The sequence below is a fragment of the Bacteroides sp. ET489 genome, assembly GCF_030518095.1.
GTDB lineage: Bacteria > Bacteroidota > Bacteroidia > Bacteroidales > Bacteroidaceae > Bacteroides > Bacteroides ndongoniae.
The window spans coordinates 31,298-48,481 of the sequence record NZ_JAULLJ010000024.1; the positions used below are offsets into that span (position 1 = coordinate 31,298).

The window sequence follows — 17,184 nt, forward strand, 5'->3', positions numbered from 1 at the left end:
TTCGTGTTTTAACAACCAAAACACTTGCAAGCTTTTGAAAAATACTTATTTTTGCAAAAAAGAGAGTGAAACAAGGAGGAACACTGTATGGACGAAAATACAACCATGAAAGAAAAAGCACAGGATGAAATGATTGAACAGGCGTTTCAAGAGTTGCTGAACGACTATCTGGCAACCAAACACCGCAAACGAGTCGAAATCATCACCAAAGCTTTCAATTTTGCCAATCAAGCACACAAAGGCATTAAACGGCGTTCGGGAGAGCCATACATTATGCACCCCATAGCCGTAGCCAAAATTGTGTGTAATGAAATAGGACTTGGCTCCACGTCCATCTGTGCCGCTTTGCTGCACGATGTCGTAGAAGACACCGACTACACGGTAGAAGACATCGAAAACATATTCGGCCCCAAAATAGCCCAGATCGTAGACGGTCTGACCAAAATATCAGGCGGTATTTTCGGTGACCAGGCTTCGGCACAAGCCGAAAACTTCAAGAAGTTGCTGCTTACCATGAGCAACGACATACGCGTCATTCTCATCAAAATAGCCGACCGACTGCACAACATGCGTACACTGGGCTCCATGCTGCCCAACAAACAATACAAGATTGCAGGTGAAACCCTCTACATCTATGCTCCATTGGCCAATCGATTGGGATTGTACAAGATCAAAACCGAGCTCGAAAATCTGAGCTTCAAATACGAACATCCAGAAGAATACAAGGAAATAGAAGACAAGCTTGCCGCTACAGCTGCCGAACGCGACAAGGTATTCAAGGAATTTACCACCCCTATCCGCGCACAGTTGGACAAGATGGGGCTGAAATACCGCATTCTGGCACGCGTCAAGTCCATTTACTCCATTTGGAATAAGATGCAGACCAAGCATGTTCCTTTCGAGGAAATCTACGATCTGCTGGCCGTGCGTATCATCTTCACTCCCCGCAATATGGATGAAGAGTTGAACGACTGCTTCGACATCTATGTAGCTATCTCGAAGATATACAAGCCTCATCCCGACCGCCTGCGCGACTGGGTAAGCCATCCCAAAGCCAACGGCTATCAGGCACTTCACGTCACCCTAATGGGCAACAACGGCCAATGGATTGAAGTACAGATACGAAGCGAACGGATGAACGATGTTGCCGAACAAGGTTTCGCCGCCCATTGGAAGTACAAAGAAGGCGGAGGTAGCGAAGACGAAGGCGAACTGGAAAAATGGTTGCGTACCATCAAGGAAATTCTCGACGACCCTCAGCCGGACGCCATCGACTTTCTCGACACCATCAAACTGAACCTTTTTGCTTCGGAGATATTCGTATTCACCCCTAAGGGAGAACTCAAAACCATGCCGCAGAACTGTACGGCACTCGACTTTGCCTTCTCCCTGCATACCGACATAGGAAGCCATTGCATCGGAGCCAAGGTGAACCACAAACTGGTACCGTTAAGCCACAAACTGCAAAGCGGTGACCAGGTAGAGATTCTGACATCTAAAGCCCAGCGTGTACAAGCCGAATGGATGAACTTTGCTACCACTGCACGTGCACGCTCCAAGATAGCTTCTATCCTGCGTAAAGAAGCGAAAGCCAATCAAAAAGCCGGAGAAGCCATTTTGGCCGATTTCCTGAAAGCAGAAGACGTACGTATGGACGATTCTGCCATCGACAAGCTGACCCATCTGCACAATTTCCACAATCGGGAGGAACTGTTTATTGCCATCGGAAGCAAAAAGTTGATACTGGGCGATGCCGACAGAAACGTATTCAAAGCAAAACAAGGAAAGAGTTGGAAGAAACTACTCTCCTTCTCGTTTGGAGGAAGTAAAGAAGAAAAAGAGCCTAATGAGGAAAAATCTGCCGAAAAGAATACGCAGGAAAAGATCGATACCAAAAAGATTCTGAAGCTGACCGAAGAGGCCATCTCCAAAGAATACCTCATGGCTCCCTGCTGCCACCCCATACCGGGCGATGACGTGCTTGGCTATATCAACGAAAACAATCAGGTCATCATCCACAAACGGCAGTGCCCCATCGCCATCAAGCTGAAAAGCAGCTATGGAAACCGCATCATTGCTACCCAATGGGACACCCACAAAGAACTCTCTTTCCTGGTAACTATATATATAAAAGGTATAGATGCCGTAGGATTGCTGAACGAAGTGACGCAAATCATCTCGCGCCAACTGAACGTGAATATCCGCAAACTGAATATTGAAACCAACGACGGCATCTTCGAAGGAAAAATACAACTTTACGTACACGATGTAGACGACGTACGCACCATCTGTAACAACCTGAAACAAGTAAAGAACATCAAGCAGGTATCGCGCATCGAGGACTAGTCATTATCCTTTTGCATATCCGTCTGCCCCTCGGTGAACGCATCGAGGGCGTCGCGCATGCCTATCAGCTCTTCGCGGATGGCCTTCAACCGCTCGACGGTCTCAAAATTGCGCAAGGTCGATTCGCGCCGGTCTTTCATTCGCTGACGGGCACCAGGCAAGGTCATACCTCTTTCTTTGACCAAATAATAAATCAGTTTCAGTGTCTCGATGTCTTCCTTGCGATACTGACGTATGCCGCGTCCTGCCTTTTTGGGATTGAGTTGAGGAAACTCACGTTCCCAAAAACGGAGCAGCGACTCATTGACACCGAACATTTCGGCCACCTCGCCAATGGAATAGTACAGTTTCAGATTCTTATCGGTATTCAGCATGACTTCTATTCTTCTTTTATCATACACAGCAATGGGCCATCCGTCAATCCATCATCTTTCCGTGGTTTTCGGCTATCTGAATCATGCGGTCGTAATCCTCGGCACTGAGATCCATGAAGTAGTAGTTGACGGGGTTCACCACCTGCCCCTTCACATGAACCTCGTAATGCAGATGGGGACCGGTACTTTTTCCCGTATTACCCACACCGCCAATCACTTCGCCACGCACCACGCGCTTGCCTAACTTGGTACGAAACTCCTTCAGGTGAGCGTACCACGTCTGATAACCGAAACCGTGGTCAATGACAATCGTATTGCCGTATCCCGTTTCCCAGCCCATCTTTACCACCGTACCGTCGCCCGTGGCATAAACATCGGTGCCCGGATTAGCCGAAAAGTCCATGCCCGCATGGAAACGGGTAGTACCATAGATAGGGTCAATACGTGTACCATAACCCGAAGCTGTCTGTTTCAGGTTCTTATTGGATATGGGCTGAATGGCCGGAATACACTTCAGCATTTCATCGTGCTGCTTGCACATCTCCACCACATCGTCGAACGAGCGCGACTGGATGTAGAGCTGCTTGGTCAGCATGTCGAGCTTCTGCGTGGTATTGATAACGAGTTCAGAGCTGGCCATCCCCATCAGATGCTCGTAGCGGTTGGTACCGCCATAACCAGCCTGACGAATGGCTGAAGGAATGGGGTCGGCCTGAAAGATAACACGATACAGGTTGTCATCGCGCTGCTGAATGTCCTGAAGCACGCCCATCGCCTCGTTTATCCGATGCGAAAGCACATTGTACTGTGCCTGCAAACGGCTGTTTTCCTGGCGTAACTCTTTCTCGGAGGGAGAACCAAAAATCAGTAACAGAACAATGAAGCAACCTGCCCCAAGCCCCATGCCGATAAACAGACGACGGGCATAACTCATCATCCGCTGGCGGACAGTAGGATAAATACGGTCGTACGTCTGTGTCCGAGGATTATATATGTAGTATACTTTGCGCATCTTTTGGAAATATTTTCGCTGGTCGATGGGGCAAAAGTAATAAAAACAAGCTATCTTTGCGCTGTTTTTTTGAGTTTTTAAGTTCTTTAGTCTTTTGACTTTGTTTGTTTTAGCCGACAAACGAAGCTGATGTTCCTCAGTAGTGGGTTCGTCGGGCAGGTGCTACTGCCGGACAAAAGGCAGACTGAAAACTCAAAACTTATAAATCCGGATATTTAAAAACTCGAATAGAATATGTTGACAGCAAACGAAATCAGAGACTCATTCAAGAGTTTCTTTGCGAGCAAAGGACACCTGATTGTTCCTTCGGCCCCGATGGTGATAAAAGACGACCCCACGCTGATGTTTACCAACGCGGGCATGAACCAGTTCAAAGACATTATCCTGGGCAACCACCCGGCCAAAAACAAAAGAGTCGCGGACTCGCAGAAGTGCCTCCGTGTAAGCGGTAAGCATAACGACTTGGAAGAAGTGGGACACGACACGTACCACCACACCATGTTCGAGATGCTGGGCAACTGGTCGTTTGGCGACTACTTCAAAAAAGAAGCCATTTCGTGGGCTTGGGAATACCTGGTAGATGTACTGAAAATCAATCCTGAAAACCTTTATGCCACCATCTTCGAAGGAAGTGCCGAGGAAGGACTCGAACGCGACAACGAAGCTGCCTCGTACTGGGAGCAGTTCTTGCCGAAAGACCACATCCTGAACGGAAACAAGCACGACAACTTCTGGGAGATGGGCGATACAGGCCCCTGCGGACCGTGCTCGGAGATACATATCGACTCGCGTTCGGAAGAGGAGAAAGCCAAAGTGCCCGGACGTGAGCTGGTAAATAAGGACCATCCGCAAGTTATCGAAATATGGAACCTCGTGTTCATGCAATACAACCGCAAGGCCGACGGCAGCCTCGAACCGCTTCCCGCCAAGGTGATCGACACCGGTATGGGCTTCGAGCGTCTGGTACGTACCTTGCAGGGCAAGACGTCCAACTATGACACCGACGTCTTCCAACCCATCCTGAAAGCCGTAGGCGACATGGCTGGAAAGGCATACGGCACCGATGAGAAGTCGGACATCGCCATGCGCGTCGTTGCCGACCACATCCGCACCATTGCCTTCTCTATCACCGACGGCCAGCTGCCCAGCAATGCCAAGGCAGGTTACGTCATCCGCCGCATCCTGCGCCGTGCCGTACGTTACGGTTACACGTTTCTGGGACAGAAGCAAGCCTTCATGTACAAGCTCATCCCCGTGCTGATAGACAACATGGGCGAAGCCTATCCCGAACTGAAGGCACAAAAAGAACTGATTGTCAAAGTCATCAAGGAAGAGGAAGAAGCATTCCTGCGCACGCTCGAAACCGGTATCCGCCTGCTGGACAAGACCATGGCCGAAACCAAGGCCGCAGGCAAGACCGAAATCAGCGGAAAAGACGCCTTCACCCTGTATGACACCTTCGGATTCCCGCTCGACCTGACCGAACTGATTCTGCGCGAAAACGGTATGACTGCCGACCTGAAGGAGTTCGATGCCGAAATGCAGCAGCAGAAGCAGCGTGCCCGCAACGCCGCCGCCGTTGAGACCGGCGACTGGATTACGCTGAAAGAAGGCACTACCGAGTTTGTAGGTTACGACTATACCGAATACGAAACAAGCATCCTGCGCTATCGCCAAATCAAACAAAAGAACCAGACTCTTTACCAAATTGTGCTGGACAAGACTCCGTTCTATGCCGAAAGCGGTGGTCAGGTGGGCGACACCGGTGTGTTGGTCAACGAATTCGAGACTATCGAAATCATCGACACCAAGAAGGAGAACAACCTCCCCATCCATCTGACAAAGAAGCTGCCCGAACACCTCGACGCACCGATGATGGCTTGCGTAGATACCGACAAGCGTGCAGCCTGTGCTGCCAACCACTCGTGCACACACTTGCTGGACGAGGCTTTGCGTACCGTACTGGGCGACCACGTAGAGCAGAAGGGTTCGCTTGTGACACCCGACTCGCTGCGTTTCGACTTCTCGCACTTCCAGAAGGTGACCGACGAACAGTTGCGTCAGGTAGAGCATCTGGTCAACGCCAAGATACGCGCTAATATTCCGTTGAAAGAATACCGCAATATACCTATTGAAGAGGCCAAAGAGCTGGGTGCCATCGCCCTGTTTGGTGAAAAGTACGGCGACCACGTACGTGTCATCCAGTTTGGTTCGTCCATCGAGTTCTGCGGCGGAACGCACGTAGCCGCTACGGGTAACATCGGTATGGTGAAGATTCTGTCCGAAAGTTCCGTTGCTGCCGGCATACGACGCATCGAGGCTGTAACCGGAGCCAAGGTAGAAGAAATGATTGACAGCTTCCAGGACACTATGCGCGACCTGAAGTCATTGTTCAACAATGCTCCCGACCTGGCTGGCGCCATCCGCAAGTACATCGAAGAGAATGCCGGACTGAAGAAGCAGATCGAAGAGTACATGAAGGAGAAGGAAGCCCAACTGAAGGAACGACTGCTGCAAAGCATGAAGGAAGTGAACGGCGTGAAAGTCATCAAGTTCTGTGCTACCATGACTCCGCCCGAAACGGTGAAGAACATCGCCTTCCAGCTGCGCGGCGAAGTGACAGAAAACCTGTTCTTCGTAGCTGGAACCGTCTTCGAAGGCAGACCTACACTGACCGTCATGCTGAGCGACAATCTGGTTGCCGGCGGACTGAAAGCTGGTGCACTGGTGAAAGAAGCTGCCAAACTGATGCTGGGCGGTGGCGGCGGACAGCCTCACTTCGCAACTGCCGGCGGTAAGAACCCCGACGGCGTAAGTGCCGCTGTAGACAAAGTGCTGGAACTGGCTGGCATCTGATTACAAGCATTCTGAAAAAATATTCCCGAAACAGGAAGTCGGCTATACAGGGCCGTACTTCCTGTTTTTTTGTATCTATTGATACAAGAACATCATGTATACCTGGCACACCGAGAACAGACAAGCAAGTCAGAAAAGCATTTAACAAAGTGTATAGCTAAGCTGGAACAGTTTCCGACAACCGTCTATCGTGGCAGTCTACAAAGCTCAAAAGCGTCCAATTATATCGGGAGACAAATGACAGATGCAGGCGTCGTAACGACTGCAAGCAGGCTGCACTGTCGCTGCAAACTGGTTGCAGTGTTACTGCAAGCTGGTTGCAGACGTACTGCAAGCCCGTTGCAGCGGCACTGCAAAGGCGTTTGCAGCAGCACTGCACGCTTGTTTGCAGTAACGCTGCAACAAGTATGCAGTACTTTGCAGTCAGGTTATGGACGAAAGGAAGACTTGTGATTCCCTCGGCCAACCCTACTTATTCCACTTGTTCTTCGGGATAGTTTACCAGATAAAGCGTGCCTGTGGCACGGGTAAAGGCAGTGTATAGCCAGCGGAAATAATCGGGCGTCAGATACTCGTCCGATAGGTAACCCTGATCCAGAAATACGTTTTTCCACTGTCCACCCTGCGCCTTGTGGCAGGTGACGGCGTAGGCATACTTCACCTGCAAGGCATTGTAGTAAGGATCGGCCTTCATCTTCTTCATGCGGTCGCGCTTCAGCGGGATGTCGGCATAGTCTTCGAGCACGGTGTAGAACAGGCGGTCGTTGTCGGCCTTCGGCAGAGCCGGAGCATCGCTGTGCAAGGTGTCGAGCAGCAGGTTCACTTCGAGCTCGAAATCGTCGCAATCGGGAAAGGCTAGCGTAACGTCTGCAAAACGGAATCCGTACATCTCGCGTGTACGACGTACACGCCGCACTACGGCCGTCTCGCCGTTGGCAATGAAATCCATCGTCTTGTTCTTCTCCGTCCAATAATAGTTGTTCTTGGCCACCATCAGCCAGTCGCCCGACTCCAGTTCCTCCTCACGCCACAGAATCTGTGCCCGTATGCCCTTATTATAAAGGTTGGCACGCTTGTTGCTGCGGCACACGACGATGGTCTCGTCCATTCCGTCTCGACCGTAGCAAGTCTCCAGTGCTTCTATCAGTTCGCTTCCGGGCAGCACCCGGATGTCGGGAAAAGCACTCACACGGATTTTGGGCAGACTGAAGCAATCGTCCTCTGCAATCAGCTGACGCAGGCGGGTAGCATTCCACAAGATGCCCGACTGCTGCTCCTGCCTGACCACCTGCGTCAGGTCCGTCTCCATCACCTCCAGCCCGTACCCCCGCAACGCATCGGCACAGAGCGCCGGACTCTGCTCCTCGCCCACCGGCGGAAGCTGTGCCGTGTCGCCCAACAGCAACAGGCGGCATCCCATGCCCGAATAGACAAACTGCACCAAGTCGTCGAGCAAACGGCCCGTACCGAAAGCCGACCCCGACAGTCCGTCGTTTGCTATCATCGAAGCTTCGTCCACTATATATAAAGTATGCGTCGTCAGGTTGTCGTTCAGCGCAAAGTTGCTCATCTCGTTCGAAAAAGCCTGCTGCCTGTATATCTTCTTATGAATGGTAAAGGCCGCGTGGCCGGCATAGCCGGCAAAGACTTTAGCCGCCCGCCCGGTCGGAGCCATCAGCACCGACTTCTGCTGCAGCTTGTCGAGGGTACGCACCAGTGCTCCCACCAGCGAAGTCTTTCCGGTTCCCGCGTATCCCCGCAACAGGAAAACCACATCGGACGAGGCCGAACAAAGGAATTCCGACAAATATTTTATTGCATTTTCCTGCTCCGAAGTTGGTTGATAAGGAAAATTTTCCTTAATTTGCCTTTCTAAATAGTTATTTATCATTTTTGTAACAGAAAAAAGTAAGAGGAACAGTCATTTTTAAATTTATTTCTTTTATTTTTGCGGTGCGAATATAACAACTAAAAAACATATTTATCATGAAAACAGTATTTAATATCGTTTTAGGCTTGTGCATTATAGCGTTGGTTTACATCTGCTACGCCAGTATCATGGGGCCTATCGATTTTGAGAATGCCAAGAAACAGAGAGATGCAGCGGTCATTGCCCGTCTGATTGACATCCGCAAGGCTCAAAGTGAGTATCGTAACTTGAACAACCAGCAGTACACGGCCAGCTTCGATACGCTGATTGACTTCGTCAAGAACCAGAAGCTCCCCTTCATCTACAAGCAAGGCGAGTTGACCGACAAGCAGTTGGAAGACGGTTTGACTGAAAAGAAAGCCATCAACATCATCGAAAAAGCAAAGAAAAGCGGTAACTATGCTGAAGTAAAGAAATGGGGTTTGGAAAACTTCAAGCGTGATACTTTGTGGATAGCCGTATTGGATACTATCTTCCCGAAAGGCTTCAATGCCGATTCTCTGAGATACATTCCTTACGGAAACGGTGCACAGTTCGAAATGGCTATCAAGAACGATACAGCCAAGTCTGGTGCTCCTTTCTGCCTGCTCGAAGTTAAGGCTCCGTACGACATTTATCTGAACGGTCTGGACAAGCAAGAAATTGCCAACCTGAAAGACGTACAGACTAAGCTGAACAAGTACTGCGGTCTGATGATCGGTAGCTTGGAAACAGCTAACAACAATGCCGGTAACTGGGAATAATACGTTGAGTTTAAATGATAGAAAACACTGATTTCAACAAATCGGAACAGTATACATTATCCATCCGTCTTAGTACGGATGGATTTTCTTTTTCTGTATTCAACCCTCTGGGAGAAGGGGAATACTCCTTCTACGACCGGCAGGTAGACGAGTCGCTCTCGCTGACCGCCAACCTGAAACAAACCTTCCGCGAGGTAGAATGGCTGAACCGCCCCTACAGGCGAGTCAATGCACTGATAGCCAACAAACGTTTCACCTTCGTGCCACTCGAATTCTTCGAAGACGAACAGGCCGAAACCGTATTCTACCACAATCTGACGAAAAAAGACAACGAGCTGGTGCAATACGACATCCTGCACAACAATAACATCGTCGTGCTGTACGGTGTCGACAAAACCAGTTTCACCTTCCTGCGCGAACAGTATGCCGACATCAAGTTTCACGCACAGTCCAGCCCGCTTATCGAGTACTATGCCGCCAAGAGTCGGTTGGGCAACAACCGGAAGATGTACGTTTACCTGCAAACCGGCAGTCTAAACGTATATGCATACGAACGCGGACGCCTGCTACTGGCCAACTCTTTCGACTGCAAAGTCAATGCCGACCGTATCTATTACCTTCTTTACATCTGGAAAGAACTTGGTCTGGACCAGGAACGCGACGAGTTGCACCTGAGCGGTAACCTGAACGAAAAGAAAGACCTACTGGCCGAACTGCGAAAATTCATCAGCCGGGTATTCGTCATGAATCCGGCCAACAACTTAGACCTGCAAACCATCAACTTATGCGAGTAATCAGCGGAATATATAAAAGAAGACGCTTCGACGTGCCACGCACGTTCAAGGCACGTCCTACTACAGACTTTGCCAAAGAAAACCTGTTTAACGTCCTGTCCAACTACATCGACTTTGAAGAAGGCGGCATACGTGCCCTCGACCTCTTTGCAGGCACAGGAAGCATCAGTATCGAACTGCTGTCCAGAGGATGCGACCAGGTAGTCAGCGTCGAGAAAGACCGCGACCACTACGCTTTCATCTGCAAAATCATGCAAGAAGTCAAGACCGACCGCTGTTTCCCCGTTCGTGGCGACGTATTCAAGTACATTCAGGGAAGCCGTGAACAGTTCGACTTCATCTTTGCCGACCCTCCCTACGAACTGCCCGGCCTGGAGACTCTCCCCGACCTCATCTTCGAAAACAACCTGCTGAAAGAAGACTGCCTGTTCGTGCTTGAACACGGCAAGAAAAACAACTTCGAAACACATCCACACTTTGTGGAAAGAAGAGTATACGGCAGCGTCAACTTCAGCTTCTTCCGTTAAACGTTTCCGGTTATAGCACCGGCGAGAAGAGACGGACTACACTTTCGGCTGCCTTCCGGTGCCACGGACGCTTTACCCAGTTCTTCAGGAATACCTGTACACAGTCGCGCTGGTCTTGCAGGAAAATCTCACGCATCTGCAACGCCGTCTCTACGTCGTAGACAAATGCATTTACCTCAAAATTGTGCTCAAAGCTGCGGAAATCGATATTAGTAGACCCTACCGTCGACAGTTCATCATCCGAAACCATCAGCTTGGAGTGAAGAAAACCTTTCTTGTAGAAATAGACTTTCACACCCGCCTGCAACACATCAGCCAGATAAGAGCACGAAGCCAGATGCGTCAGGCGGCTGTCGGCACGCATCGGAATCATCAACCGTACATCTACCCCGGCAAGTGCAGCCGTACGCATAGCCACCAATACCGACTCGGTAGGCAGGAAATAAGGCGTCTGCATGTAGAAATACTTACGCGCCCCCATCAAAGCCATGCAAAGCCCCTGCATGATTTCCCGCCAAGGACCCACAGGTTCACTCGTCACAATCTGTGCTAAAGCCGATCCCGCACAATCTATCTTAGGGAAATAACGCGCCGAAGTTATCAGTGTACGGTCTACAAAATACCAGTCGAGCAGGAAAGCCGTCTGTAAACCGTGTACAGCCTTCCCCTCCAGCAACAGGTGTGTATCGCGCCAAATGCCCCACGCAACACCGCGCATATAGCGCTCGGCCAGATTCATGCCACCTACAAGACCTACGCGCCCGTCGATGACAACAATCTTGCGGTGATTACGATAGTTCACCTTACTGGTGAACAATGGGAAACGGACTTTCAGGAAACTACGTACCTCAATGCCCGCCTCACGCATCTGATCGAAAAAACGGTTGGGAACATGCCAACAACCTACGTCGTCGTAAAGCACCCTTACTTCGACGCCCGAACGCGCCTTGTCTATCAACACATCACGCACCAGCCGGCCGATGGCATCATCCTCGAAGATATAGAATTCCATGTGAATATGTTGCGTAGCCTTCTGCAACTCGCGCAATAAAGCCTGCAGCATAGAAAGCCCCTCGGTGTACACCAACACCCGATTGCCGTCGAAAGGAAACGCCTGATTGGCATTACGAAACAGCGAAATCAGCCTGCTGTAGTGCAACGGAAGACGACATGAACCTTGCGCCATGTATTCAGCCATCGATTTCTTCATCAGGCGACTATACAGTTTCTTCCCGATAATACGTTCACGCCGCTGGCTGCGCCCGAAAAAGAAATAGAATACCAGACCCACCACGGGCAAAAACATCAGAATCAGTATCCACGCAATAGTCTTTACCGGATTACGATTGTCGAGCACTATGACGATAATCGTACCGATAATTGCGCCAAAATAAACAATGTCGAATGCTACCGTGGCTATCTGTCCTGCTATAAGGTTCCAGTCAATCATGCAAACAAATATAAAGCTTTTTTCAGAATACTCTTCTTCTTCCAGCAGAAAATGTATTGAAAAAGGACAGCTTCTGCATATTACCGGCAACCATATTACATAAAAGACACAAGCCCAAGGCGGAAAGCATTCCGCCTCAGGCTTGCATAATAAAACTTATACCTGTTATATTCTAAAAACATTAGAAACGGGGGCGACCACCACCAAATCCACCAGGACCGTGACCAGGACCAGGGCCAAATCCCATACCGGGACCTCTATCACGACGGGCATTCTTACCTCCGAAGATATTCAGACGATAAATGAAGTGAAGCATGCAATAGCTGTTGACACCATTATAGGTATATACCGAACGTCCACTCGCTGTCAGCGAACGGCTGATATTGCTCTGCTGCTTCAAGATGTCGTACATTTCGAAACTGATAGTAGCGGCACCTTTCAGGAAAGTCTGCGAAAGCTGGGCATTCCAGATAAGCTCGTCACGGTTCATGCTACTGTCAAGATAGCCACGACGGCTTTGGTTAGCTATGTTGGTAGAAAGGGTCATATTCCAAGGTGCTGTCATGGTCGTAGTAGCACCATACGAGAAGTTGTAAGGCTTCTGATTGTTAGTAGGAGTCAACTTGTCCTTTTCGATTGAATAAGCAAAAGAGCCGTTCAAGCCGAATTCAAACCAGTCGTTACGATAAGTACCGGTCAGACGCTCTTGCAAACTCAAGTTAGTAGTTGTATTTTTCTGAGAAACTTCACCTACCGAAAGATAACCTACATTATTATTATAAGACACATTACTAAACGAACCGATATTGAACTTCTTATTCTTCAACGCCGAATTGATACCGAACATACCCATTGCACTCCAGTTGCCATTAATATTTTCAGGCTTGGTTACCCAACCACCGGTCTGTTCATTGTAAGTTCTCATACTGCTGATGCTGTTTTGCGTCATCTGGAAGTTAGCATGAGTAAAAATACCCCGCTGACGATCGGGATCATAAGTATTGTAGAACATACGGAAATTATGATTGAATGAAGGCTTCAAACCCGGATTACCTTTAGTAATATTCAACGGATTAGAGTCATCGGTTATATCCAACAGGTTCTCCATGCTGGGCTGCGAACTACGTCCGCGGTAAGTGATACGCAACTGGCTTACCTTCGAGAAGCGATAACGGAAGTCGACGCTCGGAGCTACATTGAACACACTACGCGCCGTATCGGTCACATACGAACCTTTTTCATAGGACAACGAAGTGTTTTGTGGCTCGAAATCGGCACCAACACTCAGACGATACTTTTCACGATTGAAGAGCAAACTGGGACTGAATCGATGAGTATAAGTTTCATATTCAGCATACTTACTTTGCTCAGCATCATAACCGTCTTCATAATCACTGGGCAACATATCGCCCATGTTCCAATCGTTACCCAAATTGAAAGTCTTCTTATCACTCTTACTGTTGCTGTAGCTGAAACGATAGCGGAACTGCAGGAAAGTAGCCTTCCAAAGCGGCTCGCTGTAAGTCAGTTCCAGGCTGTAGTTATAACCATCGGTAGGAGTAGTCATATAGCGACGAATGATATCCTCGGGCTTGACAGTGCCGTCTTCTCCGGCCTGGAAGTAACGAGTGTTCGAAGCACTGTACTGGTCGTTTTCCGAGTCATTGTAACCAGCCGTTCCACGGAAAGTAATATTACGTCCGTTCGAACTGAGCCGACGGTTGATTTGCAAAGTGGCATTGGCCGACAGCGAATTACCATCGCTGCTGGAAAGGTTGTTCGATGTATTGACACGAATGTCTTGCAACGGATCATTTATTTCACCATCAAAAGTTTCACTCGACAAATCGAGTTTTGCCAGTTGAGTAATATCCAGATAGTCGTTCGGACGTTCAACGATCGCATAAGGATCGCTGTTAAAAGTTCCGGACATAGAATTCGAAGCACTCCAAGTCTTACCATAACTAAGGTTAGGACGGAAAATAATGTTTGTTAGTGTGTCAGGCTTCCATTCCAGACGAAAATCTGCATTGATATTCTGATTACTACTCTTATTGAGCGAACGTGAATTGTTGAACGACGAACTTGCCCCACTTGAAAGGAAGTTCTCGGTATATCCGTCGCTGTAAGCGGCATTACCTCTATAGTTGTAACGTACACTACCTCCCAATTCCAATTTCTCAGTTTCAGTAGCGAAAGTCAGACCGATATTTTTAGAAGCTGTTAAACCGTTGTTCCTACGCCAGCGGGGACCGCCTCCACCGCCCGAGAAACCCTGATCGTTCACGTTATTGGCGCCGGCAATGAAGGTCACCTGCGTATTATCGTTAAAGTAGTTCATCATGGCACGTCCCATATAACGGTCTTCCGTACCACCCGACAGGTCTACGTTTCCAAAAATACCTTTGTTCATACCCTTCTTCACTGTAAGGTCGAGCACAGTTTCTTCTTCACCGTCATCAATACCGGTTACCCGCGCCAAGTCGGACTGCTTATCATATGTCTTCAACTTCTCGATCATGTCTACCGGAAGGTTCTTCAAACCAGTTTTCACGTCACCGCCAAAGAACTCTTTTCCGTTCACCATAATTTTCTTCACATCTTTTCCGTTGATTTTCACATTTCCATCTTCGTCAATCTCAGCACCTGGCAACTTTTTAACCAATTCTTCAAGCATGGCTCCTTCGGGCGTACGATAGGCCGACGAGTTGAATGCAACGGTATCCTCAACTACCTGCACTTGGGGAGCTTCAGCCACGACTACAGCTTCGGACAACATCACGGCATCCGACTCTAGCGTTACTGTACCGATGTTTTTCTCGGGAACGGCGGCTGTAAGAATCATGGGAATGAACTTACTCTTATAGCCGATGTAAGAAATACGCAGGGTGTACTTGCCCGGTTTCACCTTGGGCAGTTTAAAGTATCCCTGATTGGAACTTGCGACACCAGCCGCCTGCGCACTGTCGGGCAGAGAAAGTAACTGCACAGTAGCCTGCATAGCCGGTTGCTTGGTATCGTCTTCCATCACACGGCCCGACACGGTAATGCTTCTTGTTTGCGAAAATGCGGTCACAGCTGTTGTCAGCAACAGCACCGCACCAATGATAATTCTTTTCATGTGTCTATTCTTCTTCTAAATGTAAACAATGTCTTTTTTTACACTGCTTCATTTGACAGAATAATAGGCAAAAGGTTTAATGCGTGACACGCTGATTTTCGATTTTATCGACTATTCCGCTTAAATAATCTATCAACTGCCGTTTTTTTTATACCAAATTCCAGGCAAAGCACATTCAGTATCAAAAAGATCAGAAAAGAGGAAGTATCGACCGAAGCAATGTCGCCTTTGGCCACACGGTAGAGCATGCCGCCAAAGATGAAGAGCACAGTCAGAAACATGGCATTGCGTGTAGCCTGGTTGCGCACACGAACAGTTTCTTCTGTTTCGTTCTTTGTCAGGGCGAAGATGATCATCAGACAGCCCATCATCATCAGCAGTTTGGCACACTCCTTGTAAAAGAGCAGGTTAGCATCGGTCACGCGCCCCATCATCAGCATCAGGAAAGGCAGAAACAAGGCAAGGGCAATCACAAAGTAGCCCAACGGGCGACAGAACACGGGCAGCAAAGCTTTCATAGCGTATTTTTGTTTTTAAGTAAGTATAATAGAGTTTTCCGTGGACAAACTTACGCATTTTCTTCGTATTCCGCTCAAAAAATGTCGGGGAAAACCGCTTTTCCCTCTGCAAACCGATGCTTTGTCCACTCAAAAAAGTATCTTTGCCACCTGATATTAGCAATCAACCATTACAAATCAACGTATGAACAAACAAGAAGTTATCCTCTGCGAAGAACTGAACGGCGCACTGACTGGCGCCATCGAAAAATGTCCGCACGACCGACTTTTCATCCTGACCGATGAACATACCCACCGCTTGTGCCTGCCGCTGCTGGCCGACATTAAAGCCCTGAAGGAAGCCACCGAAATCACAATTGGCGCCGAAGACGTGCACAAAACACTGGAAACGCTGGCCTCGGTGTGGCAAGCTCTGAGCCAACAAGGTGCTACCCGCCACTCGCTCCTCATCAATCTGGGCGGAGGCATGGTGACTGACCTCGGCGGTTTTGCTGCTGCCACCTTCAAACGCGGCATCGCCTACATCAACATTCCTACCACACTGCTGGCGATGGTCGATGCCTCGGTAGGCGGAAAAACGGGGATCAACTTCAACGGACTGAAGAACGAAATCGGAGCCTTCGCACCCGCAGCCAGTGTGCTGCTCGAAACAGAGTTTCTACGAAGCCTCGACGCCCACAACTTCTTCTCCGGCTATGCCGAAATGCTGAAGCACGGCCTCATCAGTACCCCGCAACATCTTGACGAATTGTTGGCTTTCGACACCGAATGCCCCGACTACCGCCTGCTGAAGGAGATGGTAGGCCGCTCCGTTCAGGTCAAAGAAGACATCGTAGCCCAAGACCCGCAGGAGCATGGCATCCGCAAAGCCCTCAACCTGGGCCACACCATCGGACACGCTTTCGAAAGCTTGGCCCTGGCCGAGAACTGCCCCGTGCTGCACGGTTACGCCGTGGCGTGGGGACTGGTGTGCGAACTTTACCTGTCCCATCTCAAGACCGACTTCCCCAAGGAACGCATGCGCCAGGTAGTTCAGTTTGTCCGCCAAAATTACGGTGCTTTCTCCTTCACCTGCAAGCAGTACGACCGCCTCTACGAGTTGATGCTGCACGACAAGAAGAACACCGCAGGCATCATCAACTTTACCCTGCTGAAAGACGTGGGCGACATCTGCCTGAACCAGACTGCTGACAAGGACACCATCTTCGAAACCCTCGACTTCTATCGGGAGTGCATGGGGCTCTGACCCCTTCCATACCCTCTCAGAAGCATGCCTGCACGGCTCGTGAGAGACACTTGTACGGCTCACGAGAAACACTTGTACGGCTCGCGAGAGACACTTGTACGGCTCGCGAGCCGTACTTGTATGGTTCAGAAGGCCCGCAAACAGTCTTTTCCATCCCCTCTTCTGCCCGCGCAGTGTCCCCGACACGTAAGCCAATAAAAAAGTGTTTTCGTAACTCGCTATCAATAAAGGAAATAGAAAATAATTCAATAAAAAGTTGCCGAAACG

The 17,184-nt window shown here is 49.3% G+C and carries 12 protein-coding genes; 6 read left to right on the forward strand and 6 right to left on the reverse strand.

Annotated features, from left to right (window positions below; translation table 11 throughout):
- The first annotated feature begins 87 nt into the window (after positions 1-87).
- Entirely contained in the window at positions 88-2,346 is a 2,259-nt protein-coding gene (locus tag Q3C19_RS12775) for a bifunctional (p)ppGpp synthetase/guanosine-3',5'-bis(diphosphate) 3'-pyrophosphohydrolase (RefSeq protein ID WP_071150453.1), read from the forward strand.
- Here Q3C19_RS12775 and Q3C19_RS12780 read toward each other — a convergent pair.
- Together Q3C19_RS12780 and Q3C19_RS12785 are read right to left on the reverse strand one after the other, a co-directional pair.
- On the reverse strand, positions 2,343-2,720 hold the full coding sequence (locus Q3C19_RS12780; RefSeq protein ID WP_022162067.1) for a MerR family transcriptional regulator: 378 nt from the start codon (positions 2,718-2,720) through the stop codon (positions 2,343-2,345). The two genes, Q3C19_RS12775 and Q3C19_RS12780, sit on opposite strands and share 4 nt — an antisense overlap.
- A 43-nt stretch (positions 2,721-2,763) precedes the next feature.
- Positions 2,764-3,732: a M23 family metallopeptidase gene (locus Q3C19_RS12785; RefSeq protein ID WP_071150454.1), complete on the reverse strand. Its 969-nt coding sequence runs from the start codon at positions 3,730-3,732 to the stop codon at positions 2,764-2,766.
- Positions 3,733-3,966: 234 nt separating this feature from the next.
- On the opposite strand from Q3C19_RS12785, the gene alaS reads away from it, so the two are divergent.
- Complete coding sequence (alaS, locus tag Q3C19_RS12790; RefSeq protein WP_302729767.1) at positions 3,967-6,588, forward strand: alanine--tRNA ligase; 2,622 nt, start codon at positions 3,967-3,969, stop codon at positions 6,586-6,588.
- 472 nt (positions 6,589-7,060) lie between these two features.
- Here the strand turns inward: alaS and Q3C19_RS12795 are convergent, their stop codons facing one another.
- A complete protein-coding gene (locus Q3C19_RS12795; RefSeq protein WP_302729769.1) occupies positions 7,061-8,479 on the reverse strand; it encodes an ATP-dependent RecD-like DNA helicase in 1,419 nt (472 codons plus the stop codon).
- 95 nt (positions 8,480-8,574) lie between these two features.
- On the opposite strand from Q3C19_RS12795, the gene Q3C19_RS12800 reads away from it, so the two are divergent.
- Genes Q3C19_RS12800 through rsmD form a run of 3 tightly spaced genes read left to right on the forward strand, consistent with a single transcriptional unit; the run spans position 8,575 to position 10,582 of the window.
- The gene (locus Q3C19_RS12800; protein WP_071150457.1) at positions 8,575-9,261 is read left to right on the forward strand and encodes a hypothetical protein; all 687 of its coding nucleotides are present in this window, start codon (positions 8,575-8,577) and stop codon (positions 9,259-9,261) included.
- A gap of 14 nt (positions 9,262-9,275) precedes the next feature.
- On the forward strand, positions 9,276-10,055 hold the full coding sequence (locus Q3C19_RS12805; protein ID WP_071150458.1) for a DUF3822 family protein: 780 nt from the start codon (positions 9,276-9,278) through the stop codon (positions 10,053-10,055).
- Positions 10,046-10,582 (forward strand): 16S rRNA (guanine(966)-N(2))-methyltransferase RsmD, encoded by a 537-nt coding sequence (gene rsmD / locus Q3C19_RS12810; protein WP_022162073.1) that lies wholly within the window; start codon positions 10,046-10,048, stop codon positions 10,580-10,582. The genes Q3C19_RS12805 and rsmD overlap by 10 nt, the downstream gene beginning before the upstream one ends.
- 10 nt (positions 10,583-10,592) lie before the next feature.
- Here the strand turns inward: rsmD and cls are convergent, their stop codons facing one another.
- From cls to Q3C19_RS12825, 3 genes are all read right to left on the reverse strand, one after another.
- Positions 10,593-12,032 carry a cardiolipin synthase gene (cls, locus tag Q3C19_RS12815; protein WP_277121232.1) on the reverse strand — a complete coding sequence of 480 codons (1,440 nt, stop codon included), beginning with the start codon at positions 12,030-12,032 and terminating at the stop codon, positions 10,593-10,595.
- Positions 12,033-12,213: 181 nt separating this feature from the next.
- Positions 12,214-15,153, reverse strand: a complete 2,940-nt coding sequence (locus Q3C19_RS12820; protein WP_277121233.1) for a TonB-dependent receptor — start codon at positions 15,151-15,153, stop codon at positions 12,214-12,216.
- Between the two features lie 104 nt (positions 15,154-15,257).
- A complete protein-coding gene (locus tag Q3C19_RS12825; protein ID WP_022162076.1) occupies positions 15,258-15,671 on the reverse strand; it encodes a hypothetical protein in 414 nt (137 codons plus the stop codon).
- A 184-nt stretch (positions 15,672-15,855) separates the two neighbouring features.
- Between Q3C19_RS12825 and aroB the strand changes: the two genes are divergently transcribed.
- Positions 15,856-16,917 carry a 3-dehydroquinate synthase gene (gene aroB, locus Q3C19_RS12830; RefSeq protein ID WP_277121234.1) on the forward strand — a complete coding sequence of 354 codons (1,062 nt, stop codon included), beginning with the start codon at positions 15,856-15,858 and terminating at the stop codon, positions 16,915-16,917.
- The last annotated feature ends 267 nt before the right edge of the window (positions 16,918-17,184 follow it).